The sequence below is a fragment of the Algoriphagus oliviformis genome (genome assembly GCF_017254915.1).
Lineage (GTDB): Bacteria > Bacteroidota > Bacteroidia > Cytophagales > Cyclobacteriaceae > Algoriphagus > Algoriphagus oliviformis.
Map to the genome: position 1 here is coordinate 75,257 of NZ_JAFKCT010000010.1, position 19,560 is coordinate 94,816.

Here is a 19,560-nt window from a genome sequence, read left to right on the forward strand (position 1 = left end):
CTATCGTGCGCTAGCGCACTCAACAACTGCCAACAGAATGAGTTTTTACTCCGAACAATTCCCCTCAGGGGATTTTGTGTTTCCCGAAAACCCACCTATCGACCTTCTTTCCGAGCATGAGCTGGACCGTGCCTGCCAGCTGGCGAGTGCCCTCGGAGATGACGCCGCGGCGCTGCTGTTTTTCTTTGGCGAAAATCAGCTCCTGCCAAAATCCAATGTGGGAATCGCACATCCGGAGGACTTCATTCCCTTCCTGGCATCCCTGGATACCGCCGAGGAAAGCTTCGCCCAGACCGCCGTCTCGACCGCTGTGCCTGAGGGCTTGGCCTTCATAGGCTGCGTATGGCTGAGGGGTGCGGTGAGTCTGGGCGGCATTGCGCTGTTTGGCAAAAAAGAAACCAAGCTGAAAGAGGGGCAAAAGCAGGCTTTGGAGCTTGTAGGGAAGAATCTGGTAGATTGTCTTTGGCAGAAAGCCGAATTCAAAAAGATCCGCAGCTTCGAGAAGATCTTCAATTTTTCCAATGATTTGGTGTGTATCATCGACTTCCAGGGTCGGTTTGAGCGGATCAATCCTTCCTTTACCTCCATCTTGGGATGGACCTGGGAGCAGATCGGGGGGCAGACCTTTGACTCCTATATTTTTTCCGAGGATTTGGCCCTTACCAACGAGGTTTTTGGACAGCTCCTCCAGGGGGAGACTGCACAGAAATTTATGCACCGTTTTCTCACCCACTCGGGCGGATTCCGTGTGATCCAGTGGACGGCTACCCCGGATGTGGACTCCAATCGTATCTATGCCATCGGGCGCGATATCACCGAGGAGAAAAAACTGGAAAACAAGCTCAAGGACAGCAAGGCCCGCATGCGGGAGTTTTTCGAAAATTCCCAAGGGCTCATGTGTACCCACGACATAAACGGACGCTTCCTGACCGTCAACTCCTCCGGTGCCGCCATGGCGGGATATTCCCGGTCCGAAGTCTTGGAAAAGTCGCTTTTTGACTTGGTGCCCGACGAGTACAAAGGAGGCATAGACTACTACCTGGAGCAAATCAAGGCCCATGGCAAGGCAGAGGGGCAGATGTATATACGCCACCGGGATGGCTCAGTCCGGACTTGGCTCTATAACAATGTACTACAGCGCCCGATGGACGGGGAGGAGCCCTATGTCATCGGCAACGCCATCGATATTACCTCCAGAGCTCAGCTGGAAAAGGACCTCAAAGTCACCAAGACCCTCCTCGAAGAGACGGGACGGGTGGCACGGGTAGGCGGCTGGGAGCTGGACTTGACCACCAACAAGCTGCTTTGGACACCCGCTACCAAGCTCATCCATGAAGTGCCAGAGGACTTTGTTCCCAATCTGGAGCAGGGGATTGAGTTTTACAAAGAAGGGGAAAGCAGGGAAAAGATCAGCCAGGCTGTCAAGCTGGCGATCGAAGAGGGAACGCCCTGGAATCTTGACCTACAGATCATCACTGCCCAGGCGAATACCATTTGGGTGCGGGCTATCGGAAACCCTATCCAGGAAAACGGCAAAACCGTGCGTCTGGTGGGGACTTTCCAAGACATAGACCTGGCCAAGAAGACAGAACTGGAAGCCGCTCGGGCCAAAAAACTGCTGGTGGATGTCTTTGACGCCTCATCGGAAGTGAGCGTGATCGCCACTGACACGGAGGGGATCATCACTGTCTTTAACAAAGGAGCGGAGAAAATGCTCGGCTACACCGCCGAGGAGATGATAGGGAAGCAAAGCCCCGCCATCATCCACTTGCCCGAGGAGATGGACCGCCATTCCGAGGAAGTCTCCGAGGAGTTTGGCTATCCGGTCACGGGGTTTGAGGTTTTTGTCGCCCGTGCCGAAAAGACCGGTTCCGAAAAGAAAGACTGGACCTATCTTACCAAGGATGGGAAGAAAAAGCTCGTGGAGCTGGTCGTCACGCCCATCAAGGATTTGGATCAGGTGACCATCGGCTACTTGGGCATCGCTATCGACATCACCGACAAGCGGGAAGCACAGATCGAGCTGATCAACGAGAAAAGCAGACTTACGGCCTTTGTGAAGCATACTCCGGCGGCGGTGGCCATGCTGGACAGGAAGATGACCTACATCGCCGTCAGCAACAAGTGGCTGCAGGAGTTCAACCAAGAAGGGCAAAAGGTAGTAGGGGAGTCCCACTACAAGCTCTTCAGCAAGATGATGAACGAGGAGGCTACCAAGCGCCATCAGCGCGTCCTCAGCGGAGCTGTAGAAAGCAAGCAGGAGGAGAGAATCATGTTTCCTGGAGCGGAAGAGGCCCAATACATCTCTTGGGAGATGCGGCCTTGGTATCTGCATGGAGGCGAGATCGGCGGCATCATGATGTTCACCCAAAACGTCACCGGCATGGTGAAGCGTCGGGAGGAGCTGCAGCTCGCCAAAAATATGGCCGAGGAAGCAAGCCGCGCCAAGTCCGAGTTTTTGGCCAATATGAGCCACGAGATCCGCACCCCGCTCAACGGGGTGATCGGATTCACCGACCTGGTCCTCAAGACCAAGCTCACCGATACCCAAAACCAATACCTGACCATCGTCAACCAGTCGGCCAACGCCCTGCTGGGCATCATCAACGACATCCTGGACTTTTCCAAGATCGAGGCGGGAAAGCTCGAACTCGACGTGGAGAAAACAGACCTCTATGAGCTCGCCTCCCAAGCCACTGACCTCATCACCTACCAGATCCAGAAAAAGGGACTGGAGCTGCTGCTCAACGTGGACTCGGATTTGCCGAGATTCATTTATTCCGATTCGGTAAGACTAAAGCAGGTTTTGGTAAACCTGCTGGGCAATGCCTCCAAGTTTACCGAAAAGGGGGAAATAGAGCTGAAAATCCACATGCTGGACAGCGAGGAAGACAGAACCTCGATCCGATTTGAAGTGCGGGACACGGGCATAGGCATCCATCCCGAGAAGCAGGCCAAGATCTTTGAGGCCTTTTCCCAAGAGGATAGCTCCACCACCAAAAAATATGGGGGTACCGGTCTGGGCCTGACTATTTCCAACAAGCTGCTGGGCCTGATGGACAGCAAGCTGCGGATCCGCTCCAAGCTCGGCAAGGGCAGTACCTTTTATTTTGACGTGACCTTTTCCTCCGAAAAAGGTGAGCCCATCGAGTGGGAGGGGCTGGAAAACATCCACCATGTACTCGTGGTGGACGACAACGAAAACAACCGAACCATCGTCAACCAGATGCTCCGGCTGAAAAACATCAAGACCACCGAGGCGACCAACGGCTTTGAGGCGCTGCAGCACCTGGCCAACGGAAAGCGCTACGACGTGGTGCTGATGGACTACCACATGCCCTTCATGGACGGGGTCGAGACCATCCGCAAAATCAGGGAGACCTTCAGCGGTCACCTGGAGGATATGCCGATCCTTTTGCTCCACAGCTCCTCCGATGATCAGCGCATCATCCAGGCTTGCAAGGAGTTTGGGATCAAGTATAGGCTGATCAAGCCGCTGAAGATCCAGGAGCTCTATCACGCACTTGCGCATCTGGCCGAAAAACACGAGCCGGTAGAGCCTGTGACGGAAGATCCGATGCTGAATACCAAGGTGTTCAAGATCCTCATCGCCGAGGACAATCCCATCAACATGCTGCTGGCCGAGACCATCTTGGTCAACTGCCTGCCCAACGTCGCCCTGACCAAGGTCGAAAACGGACAGCTGGCTGTCGATTATTGCAAGAGAGAAGTGCCGGACTTGGTTTTCATGGATGTGCAGATGCCGGTAATGAACGGCTACGAAGCCACCCAAAACATCCGCCGGATTCCCGACTGCGCCGCAGTGCCCATTGTAGCACTGACCGCCGGCAATGTGAAAGGAGAGAAGGAGAAGTGCCTCGCGGCCGGTATGGACGATTTTGTAGTCAAGCCTGTGGTGGAGGGGACGCTGAGGATAGTCTTGGACAAGTGGCTGGGCCAGCCTGCCGGGACGGAAGGCTCCGAGGGAAAATCCCAGGAGATGCCCATGCACTTTGATTCGGAGAAGCTGAAAGCCTACGCCGACGGCAACCTGGACTTCCTACAGAAGATCTTGTCCATCGTCAAGGACGAGCTCAACAGCTCCTCCAGAAATCTCAAGCTGACCCTGAAAACCAAAAACCTCAAGGGAGTCAAGGAGACGGGGCATAAGCTCTATGGCACCTCTGTCAGCTCGGGCTTTGGAGTTTTGGCTACGCTGACGCGGGAGTTGGAGCTGTCAGAGCGCTGGGAAGAGCCGGCCATGCAGGACTTGATCCACAAGACTTTGGGAGAGATCGAGACAGTCCTCGGCCTCATGGACGGCGACTAGTCCAAAGAAATCCTAGATCAGATTTAGCTTTTGCATCAGTGGTACCCGCTTGCTCCTGCTGATGGGGATCACCGACTTGTCGATCAGGATGGTGTTGTCCTGAATGTCGATGATCTTGAGGAGATTGATGAGGTAGGAGCGATGAACGCGGAAGAAAATCTCCTCGGGCAGCTTCTGGGCCATGTTGGTCAGGGTCGTGTGTACGCGGTAGTCGATGGCCTCGCCCTGTACGCTGACATAGTCCCCCTGGGCTTCGACAAAGGATATTTTTTGCACCTCGAGCTTGATCAGCTTCTTGTCGATGTTGATGTAGAGGTGTCGCGCGGGATTGGCGCTGGGCCTGCTGGTCCGGGCAATGGGTTTTTCCTTTTTTTCTTCTTTGTCTTCGAGGATTTTTCTGGCCTTGTTGATGGCTTTTTGAAACTTGTCCGGGTTGATGGGTTTTTTGAGAAAGTCGATGATGCTTTCGTAGTCAAACACCTCCGTGGCCTGCTCCACATCCGAGCTGGTGATAATGATCAGGGGAGGTTTTTTTAGGGTTTGGATAAATTCAAAGCCCGAAAAGTCGGGCATATGAATGTCCAGGAAGATCAGGTCTACCTCTTGTTGGTTTAACAGTTTGAAGGCTTCGATAGGGGAAGAAAAACTCCCGATCAGCTTGATGTCGGGCTCTTTTTCGCACAAAAATCTGACTATTTCCCTCGAAACACTTTCGTCATCCAAAACAATACAATCCATGGACTACTCTGGGCTATTTTCGAGGAATTTAAGGATTTTATTAACAATTTCATTAAACTCTTCGACATAAGTTGTATTCCCCTCCCTGAGCTCGATTTCGTGTTTGTCGGCCAGCTTCAGGGATTCGTTCATCTGGAGAAAGGAGATTTTCTGCTTGATCCTATGGACGATCTCTGCCGCCCAGAAGTAGTTGTTCAGGCTCAGCGCATAGTGGTACAGGTCGAAGTCCTTGGGAAGTTCGTTGAGGATGATCTTGATGATCCTCATCTTAAACTCCGGATTTCCTCCGGACAGTTGATCTAGGTAGCTGAAGGTCGGTTCCATGAGTGCAGGGGATTAGGATAGTGTTCCCCCATAGGGCGAGTGGCAGTAGATGCTCTGGATGGAGGATTTTTGGATGGTAAGGGACTGGACAGGGACGGAGACCGTCTGGGGGCCGACCACCTGGAAGTTGAAGATCCAGTGTTGGCGGCTTTTGGTGTGGGAGATGTGGAGTAGGTTGCCACTTTTCCCCCAGGACTGGGTTTCGAGATAGTCCTGGAGGAAGTGGCAGATCTTGCGGCAGAGCTCGGTGAGCTTGCCATAGATCAGGGGCAGGTTATTGTCCAGCTTGGGAGTCAAAGCGTATCGTCCCCCCAATTCTTCAAAAATGCCAGCGAAGAGGTCATAGGTGTCAATGAGTTCTTCCCGAGTGTTGATCTCGGTGTTGGCTTTGGTTGATTGTTGACACGCTGGTTTCATAGGCTTAGAATTTGGGGGGACAAAATGGGGTGATTGAACAACTTTTTTCCCTTCATGTACCCAAATTTACGAAGCCCTATTGACCCAGATCGGCGAATCCCGTCGAGGACGGTTTACCTATAGGTGAATGGTAGCTACCTGTCGATCAAGCGATTTTCCATGCCTTCCGACTTCCCAACTTCCCATCCTCCTGCTTCCCGACATTTATGATTTTTGATTTGCGATTTACGAGCGGATGACTGGAGGTTTGCGTCACAAATCCCCCCGGCCCCCTTTGACGGAATGCAGTATTCCACTTTGGGAATTCGAATCAAAGGGGGAGTTGGCCCAAGGCAGCGTCGAACCTTCTTCCGTCTCCGGTCTTTCGTCTTCCAAACTTCCAAGCCTCCTAACTTCCCAGCCTCCTAACTTCCCAGCCTCCTGCTTCCCGACATTTATGATTTTTGATTTACGATTTACGAGGGCAAGACACAGGATACCGCTTCCTAGACGCCGGCGTTTCGAAAATGCCGAAGGTACTTCCGTCTCCGGTCTTCCATCTCCGATCTTCAGTCTTCCAAACCTCCCAACTTCCAACTTCCCACCTCCCGTCCTCCTTCCTTCCAACATTTGCGATTTACGAGCGGATGACTGGAGGTTTGCGTCACAAATCCCCCCGGCCCCCTTTGACGGAATGCAGTATTCCACTTTGGGAATTCGAATCAAAGGGGGAGTTGGCCCAAGGCAGCGTCGAACCTTCTTCCGTCTCCGGTCTTTCGTCTTCCAAACTTCCAAGCCTCCTAACTTCCCAGCCTCCTGCTTCCCGACATTTATGATTTTTGATTTGCGATTTACGAGCGCAAGACACAGGATGCCGCTTTCCAGAAACCGCTGTTTGGAACATGCCGAAGGTACTTCCGTCTCCGGTCTTTCGTCTTCCAAACTTCCAAGCCTCCTAACTCCCAACTTCCCAACTTCCAACTTCCCAGCCTCCTGCTTCCCGACCTTCCCACCTCCGTCCCCAAAATCCACTATATTAACCCCATGAAGCCCAAGCCCTATGTACGCCCCAAGGTCGCCGTGCCGGTGTTTTGCGAAGCAAACGGCTTCTACACCACTGCCCAGCGCTCGAAGACCATGTCCCGCATCCGCTCTAAGGGCACCAAACCGGAGAAGCTGCTGAAGAAAGCCCTCTGGCAGGCCGGAGTCCGCTACAAATCCCCCAAGAAGCCCCTGCCCGGCAAACCGGACATCAGCCTAAAGAAGTACAAGCTGGTCATCTTCGTGGACGGCTCCTTTTGGCATGGCTATGACTGGGAGCGGAGAAAGGAGAGCATTCACTCCAACCGGGAATTTTGGATCGCCAAGATCGAACGCAACCTGCAGCGCGACCGGGAGGTCAACGCCTACTACCGGTCCAAAGGCTGGACGGTCCTGCGCTTCTGGGACTTTGAGATCAAGGATGAACTGGGCGCTTGCCTGAAAAATATCCTCGACCAACTTCAGCCTATCACCTAGCGGGGCATGCAGGTTATCTTGGCTTGGTTGGAAAATCGGCGTTTAGGGCCTGGTTTTCCACTTCCAATTCTCCGATTTTCATCAAATACTCGCTTGCCGCCAAACCATTGGGATTGCAGCCGGGCTGTCCCTCGGGGACGTCCATTCCCAGCTTTTTGTAAAACTCCACCCAATAGACATCGGTCTGCCCTGTCGCCGGATCGATGAAGGTCATGGGTTCCAACTGGAACAGTCCCGCATGGCGAAAGGCCCGCTCCACATAATCCGAGCAATAGAGCGAGGAGTCGTTGAGCACGTAGGTCCAATTGTAGGGTTTACCCAGTAGGCTCTTGGCTACGGCAATCGCCCGCGGGATGGATGCCTGGGCCTCTTGGGTCAGGCGGTAGACGACAAGTTGCTTTTCCTTGGACCTGGCACGGTTCACAAGGCTGTCCAGGGGCTCGCGGACGGAGCCTTTTTCCGTACTGGCGTGGAGGATGTATAGCTGCCCATTGTCGGTTTCCAAGATGCCAAGATGGTCGAAGGAAGCCTCCGCCTCCCGCTGCGTGACCCGGTTGATCGCTCCGGAGAGCTGGTCTTTTTTCGCACCCACAAAGAGCAGGTCGCCGGTCTGTAGGCTCAGGTTGTGGTAACGGAGCTGGCCTTGGGCCAGGGAAGTGAGGCTGGGGAAAAGAAGCAGGCAAAAGATACCCAGCCGGCGGAGTAGGCAGTTCATGGGAAGGGGGTTGGGAATGCGAAGGTACCAAAGATATTCCGAGCCACTTCCCACGTCCCTGCTTCCTAACTTCCCTCTTTCCCACTGAACAGTTTTTCCCCAAGCATTGTTTGCAAGCTTGACTATCCCATCGCCTTTTGTGGCTAGCGGGGTAGGTGACTCTCATAAAACTATCACATGAAAAAAATCGGATTTTTATCCTTTGGCCACTGGGCAGAGCATCCTGCCTATCAAGCCAAGACGGCAAGCGACACCCTGCTCCAATCCATTGACTTGGCCGTGGCGGCGGAGGAGATCGGCTTGGATGGGGCCTACTTTCGCGTACACCACTTTGCCCGGCAGCTGGCGTCCCCCTTTCCACTGCTGGCGGCCATCGGTGCCAAAACCAACAAGATCGAGATCGGAACTGGCGTCATCGACATGCGCTACGAAAATCCCCTGTACATGGTCGAGGATGCGGGGGCCGCTGATTTGATTTCGGAAGGCCGCTTGCAACTCGGAGTCAGCCGGGGATCGCCCGAGCAGGTGATCGACGGCTGGAGGTATTTCGGCTATGACTTGGAGCCGGGCGAAACAGACGCGGATATGGGTCGGAGAAAGGCTCTGGAGTTTTACGAAAGATTGAAAGGTGTAGGCTTTGCAAAACCCAATCCTTATCCCATGTTTCCCAACCCTCCGGGTTTGCTGCGCTTGGAGCCGCATTCAGAAGGGCTGCGTGACCGCATTTGGTGGGGCTCGGCCTCCAATGCCACGGCCGTGTGGGCGGCGCAGATGGGCATGAACCTCCAGAGCTCTACCCTGAAGTACGACGAGAGCGGCAAGCCCTTCCATATCCAGCAGGCCGAGCAGATCAGGCTTTACAGGGAAGCCTGGAGGGAGGCCGGCCATACCCGGGAGCCAAGAGTGTCCGTGAGCCGATCCATCTTTGCCTTGGTCAGCGACCAGGATCGATACTATTTCGGGCAGGAAGCAAGCAGGAAGGACAAAGTCGGTATGATCGAGGCCGACAAGCGGGCGATCTTTGGCAGAAGCTACGCCGCTGAGCCGGAGCAGCTCGTCAAGGAACTCGCGCAGGACGAAGCCATCCAAGAGGCCGACACGCTGCTCCTGACCATCCCAAACACGCTAGGGGTGGAGTACAATGTCCACGTGCTGGAATCCATCCTGAACTATGTCGCGCCTGAACTGGGCTGGAGGTAAAAGCAGAAAGACTGGATAGCTATGGGATACTGCCGAAGGGTTTGCTTTGGCAGTATTTTTTTCCTGCCGAGGATCATGTGTCAGCTTGCAGAGTATTTGGTCTTCCGCCTCCGAAGCCAGAAATAAAGCAATACATCGACAGGTCTGGCGCTAGGTCTGTTCCTGTTGTTTGTCCCACTATGCGATCAGGTCTTTTGGCAAATCCGTAATCTGTATCCATTTGCCAGTGATTCGTTTCGTCCTTGGAAGAAGGGGATTGCTTAGGTTTGTCGTTTATTTGCCTACACCATTCCCGAGTTTTGTAAGTACCTGCGCCTGGAGAGGCCGAGGACTGAGGATTTGGAGATCGTCAATTTCGACGGAAAGGAAGGGCTACTTGCCAAATCACCGTCGGCGACAATAGATTTTTTATTAGGTCATAGGCCATGGCCTACGCGAGAGTTACGTGGTATGTGCCTCAGTAACAACACGCCAAAGAGCCCCTGTGCTAGTCCACGGATCACTTTTGGCTATTTTCCAAGAATTCGAGGATCGTGTTGACGATTTCATTGAACGCATCCACATAGGTCGTACTACCCGCCCTGAGCTGGACTTCGTGGATGTCTACCAGGTTCACCGCCTCGTTCATCTGGAGAAAGGAGATCTTTTGGTTGATCCGATGGACAATTTCCGAAGCCCAGAAGTGGTTTTTCAGGCTCAGTGCAAAGTGGTAAAGCTCAAGTTCCTTTGGGAGTTCGGTGAGAATGATCTTGATGATTCTCATCTTGAATTCCCTGTTCTCTCCGGAGAGATTGTCTAGGTAGCTAAAAGTGGGCTCCATGGGAGTTTGGGCTTAGGATAGCTCTCCGCCAAAGGGAGAGTGGGAGTAGATGCTAAGGATGGAGGATTTTTGGATCGATAGGGACTGGACAGGTACAGCCTGGGGGCTGAGCATTTGGAAATTGAAGATCCAGTATAGGCGGCTCTTGGTGTGGGAGATGTGGATGAGCTTGCCTTTCCCTCCCGTGGGCTGGGCCTCGAGGTAGTCTTGGAGGGAGAGGCTGATCAGGTGGCAGAGTTTGGCAAACTTGCCGTAGATCAACGGCAGATTGCTGTCTAGTCTGGGAGTCAAGGAATAAGGTCCCCCCAATTCTTCAAAAATGCCAGCGAATAGGTCGTAGGTGTCAATGAGTTCTTCCCGAGCATCGGTCTCGGTGGCGGCTTGGCTTGCTTGTTGACTTGCTGGTTTCATAGGCTTAGAATCTGGGGGGACTGGTTGGGTGACAGAACAACTTTTTTCCTTTCATTTGCCCAAAACTACAGTATGCTCCTGACTCTGATCGGTACGTTCTGTTCAATGTAGTTTACCTATAGGTGAATAGCATGCGTCCGTCGACAGGGCAGACAGACTTTCTCGCTTTCAGCGCCGACCCCTGCTTTTTAGCCTACAAAGCTCTCGGGATTCAAGGCATGTTTTTCTTTTGGATAGTCCACTCCGAAGAGTCAGCGAGCTCGGGGGAATCTCCCCTAAAGAGCTTTCCTGCTTTCCGGTTATCTTTCAGTTGCCACTGATACCAAGCTGTGGCCACACGGGCAAATTCGCCTCCATGCGGTTGGCCGTACGTCCCACCATGTCCCACATCCATGTTACCGACGAAAACCGGTACGTGGTTGATCTGCTGAAAGTCGTCCATGCCATTTCCGTAGGCGATGTCGGATTCCCCTCCCAAGAGATAGAGGGTAGGCACTTTTATTTTTTGCAACTGACTCTTGGCTACCTGTGGCATACCCGGCATCCCAGCTCCTGGATTTGGCAGGATACCGCTGTTGAAGACCCCTACTGTGGTGATTCGCGGATCGTCCGCTACCTCCAGCGTTTGCAGTCCACCGCAGGACATCCCGCTCACGGCGATGTGTTCGGTGTCGATCTTTTGGTAGTAGGGGCTGTTGGGGTCGGTATTTTGCGCAATCGCCCAATCAATGGCATCCAACAGTTTTTGGGATTTGGAACGGATCTCCGTCTGCTTGGGCATGGTGCCGATGGCAATGACCAAAAAGCCGTGTGAGGCGATTTCATTCAAGAAATTAACATGCTCCCAAGGCGAGTCGAAGCAGGCTCCGTTCCCCCAGGCAAGGATGGGTAGCTTGTTCTTTCTACCGAATGCATTCAGGTCTTGGGGCTTGAAAACCGTGTGAGTCGGCAGCGAGTGCTCGGTGACCATGATCGCGGAATAGGCGCCTGTGCCTCCGTTTTCGATGATTTCGGACACGGGTTCGGCTTGAAATTTCAGTTTTTCCGAAAAGAAGGGGAGTGCTTTGGTCTGGATGCGTTCGGCGATGCGGTTGAGGTGGTCGCCTTCATAGCTTTCGTAAAGATGCGGGATCTGGTAGGCATCCAGCACCTCGTGGAGCTTTTTCGTTGCCTCGCTGATTCCTCTATCCTCTGTACCCGCATCCATGGCGATAGCCCCGAGTTTTTTCAGGTTTGGGATATATTGGTCAATGGTGGTCAGGGTACGATTCGCGATGATTTTGTTGATCACCTCGGGTCTTGCTTCTCCATCCTTGGCTGGGAGGTCGAGGTAAAAGGGCGGGTTCTTAGGATTGGGGGCAAAAGCCGCGGAGGTCGCCAGTGTGGCTACCTCAAAGAAGGAGGCCCCCTGTATTTGGTCCTTGGACATTCCTTCCAGCTTCGCAATCATTTCCGGGTTGGTCGAGGCGCCTCCGTCCATGCAGCAGGGACTCAAGGCATAGATGGCAGCATAGACCTCTGGATATTTCATCCCCAGACGTAGCGTGCCATAGCCGCCCATGGAGTGCCCCGCCAGGCCGCGGCTTTCCTTTTTCGCGAGGGTGCGATACTTGCTGTCAACATATTGGACAAGTTCCTTCGTGACGAACGTTTCCCAGTCGCCGACCGTGGCCGAACTCGCATACATGCTTCCCTTGAAGGTGTTGAAGGCATTGGGCATCACCACGATCATTTCTTTGGAAAGACCCTCGGCAATTGATTTTTCGATCACCTCCTGCAGGTTGATCCAGTGCGCTTCCCAGCCAAACCACTGGGAATCCGTGTCGGTGAAGCCATGGAGCATGTAGAGCACGGGAAAGCGTTTTTCCGGATGGCTTTGATAGGAGGGGGGAAGGTACACCGTCACATCCCTGTCGGCTGGATCGCCGATCAGATTTCCCTCTAGGGCAGTGCTATGTACTTTGACTCGTTCTTTGTGGCCTTGCTGGGCTTGTGCCAAGGCCATAGGTAGGCAGGCCAAAAAGCATAGTAGAAAAATTTTTTTCATAGGTCAATGGGTTTCCGTTGTGACTAAAAATAAACCTTATCCCGTATCCGTCCAAGTTCCGGACTCACCACCCCCCAAGCTCTCGACTTCAGACTTCCAAACCGCCCAACACCTGTGCAGAGCGAAACCGAAGCATCCTCCTCCTCTAATTTCCCAACCCCTAACACCCCGCTGTTCGGCATTTGCAATGGCGAATGGACTATCGTAGGATTTGCAATTCGGACGAAGGATATACGATTTTTGATTTACGATTTACAGGCAGAAGACGGGAAGAATACGGCTACCCAAATTCCCACGTTAGAAAAATACCGAAGAAGCTTCCGTCTCCGATCTTCCTTCCTCCCTACCTCAATACCTCCCAAAATCCATTATATTAACCCCATGAAGCTCAAGCCCTACGTACGCCCCAGGGTAGCCGTGCCGGTGTTTTGCGAAGCAAACGGCTTCTACACCACCGCCCAGCGCTCGAAGACCATGTCCCGCATCCGGTCTAAGGGCACCAAACCGGAAAAGTTGCTGAAGAAAGTCCTCTGGCAGGCCGGGGTCCGCTACAAATCCCCAAAGAAGCCCCTGCCCGGCAAGCCGGATATCAGCCTTAAAAAATATAAGCTGGTCATCTTTGTGGACGGCGTCTTTTGGCATGGGTATGACTGGGAAAACCGAAAACACAGCATCAAATCCAACCGGGAATTCTGGATCGCCAAAATCGAGCGCAACATGCAGCGCGATCAGGAAGTCAATGCCTATTACCGGTCCAAGGGCTGGACCGTGTTGAGGTTTTGGGATTTTGAGGTGAAGGGGGAGGTGGGAGAGTGTTTGAAATCAATCATTGATCAGTTACAAATGAATTAGGGCATACGCATAATAGAAAAGCTGGACTTCAAAAGTTTCAATGTCCCGTTGGATTTCAATGTCCCGTTGGATAATATAATCGAATTATTTACCTTTGGTTTATCAATCCCCTGCACGCCTCTGTTTACATGCGCATCTTGCAGGGCTTTTTTTTGCCAAATTTTTCAATTTTTTAACATGAGATACGAAAAGCCGCCAATCTCGACAGACGATCATATTCGACTTTTAAGACAAAGAGGTCTTCTTATTAGGGATGAAAAGCATGCGACAAAGTTCATCGAATCGATCGGATATTATCGGTTGACCGGCTACATGTATCATCTGCAATCCTCGGATGGCGATCATGGATTTTATCCGGGCATCACCTTTGGCCAAGTGATCGATACCTATCATTTTGACAAAAAACTAAGGATGCTATTGATGGATTACCTCGAAAGAATCGAGGTGTCGCTTCGCGCGTTGATGACTAATCGCTTCAGTCTGGAGTTCGGTTTTTTCTGGTACACCGATGTTACCCTTTTCGACAGAAGAGATGTCTTTGATATGATTCAGGCTGACATTCATGATTCTGTGGGGGATGAAAAAGAGCAGTTTATCAAAGCATTCAAATCAAAATACACCTCAGAAAGACTTCCTCCTTCTAATATGGCATTGGAGCTCCTTTCTTTTGGGAAACTGACAAGGCTATACGACGGATTAAAGTCGGCCGGCGGCAAAAACGATATTGCCTCAGCGTTTGGTCTGCCGAGCAGTATTCTGTCTTCTTGGCTGATTTACCTGAACAACGTTCGAAATGTATGTGCTCATCATTGCAGACTCTGGAATAGAAGAATCACTGCCGATAGACCTGCAATCCCCACCCGTAAAAAATATGCGTTTGCCGGATTTTGGGATGAACACTCCAATACGACAGTTTATGGCGTAGTCACATTGATTTCAAAATTGCTCGATTCCATTTCGCCTGGTCACAGGTTCAGGCAAAAACTGATTGATCTTCTGGAAAATTTTCCGGAAATCAATAAAATATACATGGGTTTCCCCACTGATTGGAAAACTACGGCTGCATTTCTCTAGAGAATCAAACCTGGTATTCTCTCAACATCCCATTTAATCTTCTCCGAGTCTCGCTGAATTCTTGGATCTGTCGCTCCAATTCTGCTCTGGTAAAACTCTCGGTGAAGCGTTGAACCCCCGTTTTTGAAGACTTAAACCGATGTTTGATGTATAGCTCTTCATTTGACATACTCTTCAAGATCATCGAGTGCGCCAGCGAATTTCTCAGCTCTCGGAAGCAGTCGACCTCATCCATCAGCTCAATAAGCTCCTCAGTTTTGTCAAATCCGGATTCAGCTACTTTGGCGCGGTATTCTTTCATCTTGACGCCAGTATTGATGTTACCCATAAACTCAAACTTGGACTGAGTCAGGCCGATTTTATACAATAGGTGATCAAGCAGGAATTCAGCATTGCCAAATCCCAACAGTGCTCTTCCAACCAAGCTTTCTATTTCTGCCATAACCTCGTCGATAAGCCATTTATATTTAGTCGAATGTCGTTGATCCTTTTCATACCCTTGCCATATCGCAGATTGAATGACACACCTTGTCGCAGATGAAGACGGTCACTACGTTGGAATTGTGGAAATCCGGTAATTTTCGTCATCAATGAAAAAGTCCCTGATTGACCATCAAACTATCCTGACTGACCAGCCACAAACCTGCTCCGTTTGCGGACTTCGAAGCGAAATACTTTCAGATCTAAGTCATACGCTGGCCAAAACACAGCTTCACCGATGTCCCGACAAGGGATGCGGATTTGAATTTGTCGCAACTGCCGAAGATGAACAAGCATTTCTCTCCTGAAGGCCACGACTTAGCAAAAAATGAGGGACTAACTGAGGGAGTACGAGGGTGTAAATGAGGGAGTAACTGAGGATGTAAATCCCAACAGGACAACAGAGGTGTGGCTTTGCATCTGAAGCTTGCCCTGCTATTACAAAACATCAATCGGAGAGGCGCGGTGGGCCGACGCAAAAGCGGGCCGGCGTCCGGCCTTGCGGGAGGAAGCTTTTTTGCGTCTTGATTTTTTCGTTCTTTTTCATCAAGGAAAAAGGACATAAAGGAAGAGAGCAATGTATGCTGCCCACTACTATATTCAAAGCATTCAGGCCTAGTCCCCCTTCACCACCCCTTCCAAAAACTCCATCACATCCCTTCCATCCGTAGCCGGATCATCGGTATTTTCAAACTCCTCAAACTCATGCCATTCATGATCCACTTCCGGATTATAGGAACTAGCATGCAGCCGGGCTAGTCCCCAGTCCTGTGGCACGAAAAACTCCTCCGAGATCAGTTTTCCCCGTAGCAGGTCTGTGGCCGCTTCGACGGACATTCCGGCAGGATTGGCAAAGACCATGCTCCCAAATTCCTTGTAATTATGCGCATCCCGGTAGCGGTAGTTCAGGCGGATGTTTTTCATGGGGTTAAATTCTCCAATCCCAGGATAACTATCCAGATACTCGTCACCAACTGTCTGGCTTCTGCAACTTGTTTTGTCAAAAGAGTTCATTAGTTTGGTCTTATAAATCAAAGTCGTCAGCTCTTATAGCATTTAGTCCATTAATGAAAGAAGATTGGTCAGAACAAGAGGTCGAATTGGCTATTGCCGACTATTTCCAAATGCTTAAAAATGAGCTTCATGGACGGCCTTACAACAAGTCCGCTCATCGAAAGGAGTTAATTCGGCTTCTGAAAAACAGATCAGAAGGATCAATAGAATTCAAACACCAGAACATCAGTGCCGTATTGGCCAAGTTTGGCATCCCTTTCATAAAAGGATATAAGCCGCGATGGAATTACCAGCAGGTACTTGAAGATAAGGCAGCTTCTTACATCCAAATTCACTTCACTGAATTTGAGCATAGCTTTGAGCGCTTTGCCGAAATGGTTCCTGAATTGGCCAATCCCAGTAAGGACTTCGAAACCATGCTGGTGTCGCCGCCAAAGATCGAAGAGGTAGCGGAGCCACGGGCTCTTTACAAAAGACGGCCAGTCAAGATTAACTACCTCCAGCGGGAGCAGGCAAATCAGGAACTCGGCAGTAGGGGAGAATCACTGGTGATTGAGTATGAGAAATGGAGGTTAAATGAACAGGGATTGCATAATCTCTCCGAAAAGGTGGAATTGGTTTCTGCCTATGACGATGGCGCTGGCTTCGATATCCTGTCCCGAAACCCAAATGGCACCGACAAATACATCGAAGTTAAGACCACAAAGCTGGCCAAGGAGACCCCGATCTTTTTTACCTCAAATGAATACAGGTTTTCAAGGGAAAATGAGGCAAATTATCATCTCTATCGGGTGTTCGATTTCGGGAAGTCTCCCAAGTTCTTTACGCTCCTAGGTGACTTTGATTCGTTCTGTACCAAAGAACCGGTGCAGTACAGGGGGTGGTTTTGACTTTCTTTGTTTTCACCTTGATAATATTTATATGAAAAAATTCATCGCATATTTTGATTACTTGGGTTTTCGACAATTCATCGAGAAGAATGATGTGCTTGACCAAGAAAAAGGAATGAGCCACATATTCAGAGAAATCGAGCAGGCTATTGCAAAACAAAAAACAAAAGATGCGCCGCATGGTATAGTCGCAGATTTAGAAAAAAGTAACATTAATTGCATCAATTTCTCTGACACAATCATTTTTTGGACTGAAGATGACGGTATAGAGTCTCTGAAAGAGATTCTCGAAGTTTCGTATATATTCAATTGGAGAACTAATGGTTATTTTTTTCCTGCAAGGGGAGCGGTTGTTCATGGAGAACTAGAAGGAGTTGACTTTTCTTATTTGAATGGCAGGGGCAATAAATACAATATTAACTCAGTATATGGTAGAGGGCTAATCTCCGCGTATGAAAAAGCTGAGTCCCAGAATTGGGCTGGAACGGTAATAGATCAATCTGTTGTCGATTACCTTACGGATAAGGGCGAGGTCCCTGGCGCTTTTTTGGAGCCTTGGTGTATTCCATATTTCATTCCATACAAAAATGGAGTTTTGGAGAAAGAAGAATTTGCATTTATGCTCGTCAAAGGTGGCTTAAATGAGGAAGCTTTTAAAAATAGGAGTAAAGGAATAAGGGATAACTTTGAAAGCTACAACAAAGGGCCTTTAGATCCTGGGACAGAGGGAAAATTGAAAAATACGATTGAATTTTTAAGGTGTTTCAAAAGTTCAAGCGAATGAAGAATTCTAAGATCTTCGACAACAATTTCTACAGCACCTACTACTATTCAAATATCATTTCAAATATATTGACTGGTGACCCTGATACGATTGGATTTTTATCCAATTTCCGGGAAAATGTAGGCAGTAGTATTTTTCTTCCTTATCAAAAAGAAAGTGCTCTTCATTCCTTTTGCAGATCAGTAATTTCTGACTTCCTCCATGAAGACATGACCGCATATGATGAGGAGGATTGGAAGTTATGTAAGATAAATTCCTACTTCAAGTTTCGTCCTTACATCGACAATGCCTTTTCTGTGTTTGGCTTAAACTGGTCTTTTGATGAGTTTTTAGAAGGTAAATCAAATCATGAATTCTCCGATTTGGAGGAGTATTACGAAGAAGTACTCATTACCGGCTACTTTGAGGAAGTAGTTAATCGAATAGCTGATGAGGTTTTCTATGTTATTTTTAACAACAGAGGCTTAATGAATGATTTTAATGAGTTAGTGGCTGGAAATCTGGATCTATATCGGAATGACAATGAGGATTCTGATCTTGATGTTTCATCACTTTTTACCTCAAAGGGAACGCTTAAAAGAGCTCATATACCTCAGTGGGCCAAGAATGCAGTATTTCATAGAGATAAAGGTCAGTGTACCTTTTGCCTGAAAGAGATTTCGGGAGTGCTTACTCCTAACAGCAAACGCCATTATGACCATATGGTTCCTCTAGCCGAAGGCGGACTTAATGATGTGTCTAATTTGCAGTTGCTGTGTGGAACTTGTAATCAGACAAAAGGAAGAACACGAACACCACCCTCTTTGAAATACATCAAGTGGTATTAATTGCATCAAAATACTTCGTACTTTTCTCGTTTTAGTTCCTAAAATCATTGATTTTTGCTTGACATGGTGGATTACCCATGAAAATGCAAAAACACAATCAATGAAACTTTTAGCAATCGACCTTTTTGCCGGTGTAGGTGGTTTGACGGAAGGGATGCACCAAGCTGGTTTTGATACAAAAATGGCCTTTGAAATCGATTCTTTGGCCTCCAAAGCCTATAAATTGAACCATGAGGGAACCGAGGTAGTTACTAAGGATATCAGAAAGGTAGACCTTCAGGAGATCAGGGACAAGCTAAATGGCGAGACGATTCACCTCCTCGCAGGCTGCCCTCCATGCCAGGGATTCAGTTCGATGAGAAGATTGAATCGGAAACAGGAGGTCTTCGACGAAAGGAATGACCTGATTAATGAGTATGTGCGGTTTGTGATGGAACTCAGACCCTATACCTTTATGATGGAGAACGTACCTGCTTTGGAGAAGTACGATCTTTTTCTTGCAGCGCTTGAGACTTTCAAGGGAGCTGGATATAAAGTCGATTACAAGGTGGTCAATGTGAAGGACTATGGAGTACCCCAAAGCAGAAAACGGCTGGTATTGGTTGGATCTAGGCTGGGAGACATTAAAGTAGCTGGGCCGGTGGAGGGGAAAGTGACGGTGAAAGATGTGATAGGAGACCTTCCGTTGCCGGGGAATTCCTCTGATCCTTTACACTCCGTTTTCCCTAAGCACACTCCGCAGATACAGAGTTTGATTCAGGACATTCCAAAGAACGGTGGAAGCAGAAAAGATCTAGGGCCGGAGAGACAGTTGAAGTGCCACCAAAGACCTAGTGTGGGATTTAATGATGTGTACGGGCGACTTCGGTGGAACGAATATTCTACTACCATCACTGGCGGTTGCCTTAATCCATCCAAAGGGAGATTCCTTCACCCGGAGCAAGATCGATGCATCTCGGCAAGGGAAGCTGCTCTGTTGCAGTCGTTTCCATCGAATTATAAATTTCCCCTCGACGCTCCTAAAACCAATATTGCGCTCATGATTGGAAATGCTTTACCGCCTGAATTCAGTAGGATTCAATCAGCTCAGTTAAGAAACCACATCGATTTATACTTAGGATAAAATAACTATACCTCGTT

General features: G+C 49.9%; 18 protein-coding genes. 9 read left to right on the forward strand and 9 right to left on the reverse strand.

The window, feature by feature from the left end:
- Positions 1 to 37 precede the first annotated feature (37 nt).
- Complete coding sequence (locus J0A68_RS19090) at positions 38 to 4,330, forward strand: PAS domain S-box protein (protein ID WP_206579845.1); 4,293 nt, start codon at positions 38 to 40, stop codon at positions 4,328 to 4,330.
- 12 nt (positions 4,331 to 4,342) lie between these two features.
- Here J0A68_RS19090 and J0A68_RS19095 read toward each other — a convergent pair whose 3' ends face one another.
- From J0A68_RS19095 to J0A68_RS19105, 3 genes are read right to left on the reverse strand one after another with little or no spacing between them, the layout of a single operon-like run.
- A complete protein-coding gene (locus tag J0A68_RS19095) occupies positions 4,343 to 5,068 on the reverse strand; it encodes a LytR/AlgR family response regulator transcription factor (RefSeq protein ID WP_206579846.1) in 726 nt (241 codons plus the stop codon).
- 3 nt (positions 5,069 to 5,071) lie between these two features.
- Positions 5,072 to 5,392, reverse strand: coding sequence for a hypothetical protein (locus J0A68_RS19100; protein WP_206579847.1), 321 nt, complete (start codon positions 5,390 to 5,392; stop codon positions 5,072 to 5,074).
- A 12-nt stretch (positions 5,393 to 5,404) separates the two neighbouring features.
- The gene (locus J0A68_RS19105; protein WP_206579848.1) at positions 5,405 to 5,809 is read right to left on the reverse strand and encodes a hypothetical protein; all 405 of its coding nucleotides are present in this window, start codon (positions 5,807 to 5,809) and stop codon (positions 5,405 to 5,407) included.
- 1,023 nt (positions 5,810 to 6,832) lie between these two features.
- On the opposite strand from J0A68_RS19105, the gene J0A68_RS19110 reads away from it, so the two are divergent.
- Entirely contained in the window at positions 6,833 to 7,306 is a 474-nt protein-coding gene (locus J0A68_RS19110; protein ID WP_206579849.1) for a very short patch repair endonuclease, read from the forward strand.
- Positions 7,307 to 7,319: 13 nt separating this feature from the next.
- Here the strand turns inward: J0A68_RS19110 and J0A68_RS19115 are convergent, their stop codons facing one another.
- The gene (locus tag J0A68_RS19115; RefSeq protein ID WP_206579850.1) at positions 7,320 to 8,021 is read right to left on the reverse strand and encodes a YiiX/YebB-like N1pC/P60 family cysteine hydrolase; all 702 of its coding nucleotides are present in this window, start codon (positions 8,019 to 8,021) and stop codon (positions 7,320 to 7,322) included.
- A 177-nt stretch (positions 8,022 to 8,198) separates the two neighbouring features.
- Between J0A68_RS19115 and J0A68_RS19120 the strand changes: the two genes are divergently transcribed.
- The gene (locus tag J0A68_RS19120) at positions 8,199 to 9,221 is read left to right on the forward strand and encodes an LLM class flavin-dependent oxidoreductase (RefSeq protein WP_206579851.1); all 1,023 of its coding nucleotides are present in this window, start codon (positions 8,199 to 8,201) and stop codon (positions 9,219 to 9,221) included.
- 499 nt (positions 9,222 to 9,720) lie between these two features.
- On the opposite strand, the gene J0A68_RS19125 is transcribed toward J0A68_RS19120, so the two are convergent.
- From J0A68_RS19125 to J0A68_RS19135, 3 genes are all read right to left on the reverse strand, one after another.
- Positions 9,721 to 10,041 (reverse strand): hypothetical protein, encoded by a 321-nt coding sequence (locus tag J0A68_RS19125; RefSeq protein WP_206579852.1) that lies wholly within the window; start codon positions 10,039 to 10,041, stop codon positions 9,721 to 9,723.
- Positions 10,042 to 10,053: 12 nt separating this feature from the next.
- Entirely contained in the window at positions 10,054 to 10,452 is a 399-nt protein-coding gene (locus tag J0A68_RS19130) for a hypothetical protein (RefSeq protein WP_206579853.1), read from the reverse strand.
- A gap of 211 nt (positions 10,453 to 10,663) precedes the next feature.
- On the reverse strand, positions 10,664 to 12,499 hold the full coding sequence (locus J0A68_RS19135) for an alpha/beta hydrolase-fold protein (protein ID WP_206579854.1): 1,836 nt from the start codon (positions 12,497 to 12,499) through the stop codon (positions 10,664 to 10,666).
- 381 nt (positions 12,500 to 12,880) lie between these two features.
- Here J0A68_RS19135 and J0A68_RS19140 point away from each other — a divergent pair, with 381 nt between their 5' ends.
- Together J0A68_RS19140 and J0A68_RS19145 are read left to right on the forward strand one after the other, a co-directional pair.
- Positions 12,881 to 13,351, forward strand: a complete 471-nt coding sequence (locus tag J0A68_RS19140) for a very short patch repair endonuclease (protein ID WP_206579855.1) — start codon at positions 12,881 to 12,883, stop codon at positions 13,349 to 13,351.
- Positions 13,352 to 13,528: 177 nt separating this feature from the next.
- Positions 13,529 to 14,425 carry an Abi family protein gene (locus J0A68_RS19145; protein ID WP_206579856.1) on the forward strand — a complete coding sequence of 299 codons (897 nt, stop codon included), beginning with the start codon at positions 13,529 to 13,531 and terminating at the stop codon, positions 14,423 to 14,425.
- Positions 14,426 to 14,429: 4 nt separating this feature from the next.
- Here J0A68_RS19145 and J0A68_RS19150 read toward each other — a convergent pair whose 3' ends face one another.
- A complete protein-coding gene (locus J0A68_RS19150) occupies positions 14,430 to 14,867 on the reverse strand; it encodes a hypothetical protein (protein WP_206579857.1) in 438 nt (145 codons plus the stop codon).
- Positions 14,868 to 15,520: 653 nt separating this feature from the next.
- On the reverse strand, positions 15,521 to 15,829 hold the full coding sequence (locus tag J0A68_RS19155; RefSeq protein ID WP_206579858.1) for a hypothetical protein: 309 nt from the start codon (positions 15,827 to 15,829) through the stop codon (positions 15,521 to 15,523).
- A gap of 143 nt (positions 15,830 to 15,972) precedes the next feature.
- Between J0A68_RS19155 and J0A68_RS19160 the strand changes: the two genes are divergently transcribed.
- The 4 genes from J0A68_RS19160 (at position 15,973) to J0A68_RS19175 (ending at position 19,543) form a co-directional block, all read left to right on the forward strand.
- A complete protein-coding gene (locus J0A68_RS19160) occupies positions 15,973 to 16,809 on the forward strand; it encodes a protein NO VEIN domain-containing protein (RefSeq protein WP_206579859.1) in 837 nt (278 codons plus the stop codon).
- Between the two features lie 31 nt (positions 16,810 to 16,840).
- On the forward strand, positions 16,841 to 17,593 hold the full coding sequence (locus J0A68_RS19165; protein WP_206579860.1) for a hypothetical protein: 753 nt from the start codon (positions 16,841 to 16,843) through the stop codon (positions 17,591 to 17,593).
- The gene (locus J0A68_RS19170; protein WP_206579861.1) at positions 17,590 to 18,420 is read left to right on the forward strand and encodes an HNH endonuclease; all 831 of its coding nucleotides are present in this window, start codon (positions 17,590 to 17,592) and stop codon (positions 18,418 to 18,420) included. Before J0A68_RS19165 ends, J0A68_RS19170 begins: the two co-directional genes overlap by 4 nt.
- Positions 18,421 to 18,520: 100 nt before the next feature.
- On the forward strand, positions 18,521 to 19,543 hold the full coding sequence (locus tag J0A68_RS19175) for a DNA cytosine methyltransferase (protein WP_206579862.1): 1,023 nt from the start codon (positions 18,521 to 18,523) through the stop codon (positions 19,541 to 19,543).
- Positions 19,544 to 19,560: the final 17 nt, after the last annotated feature.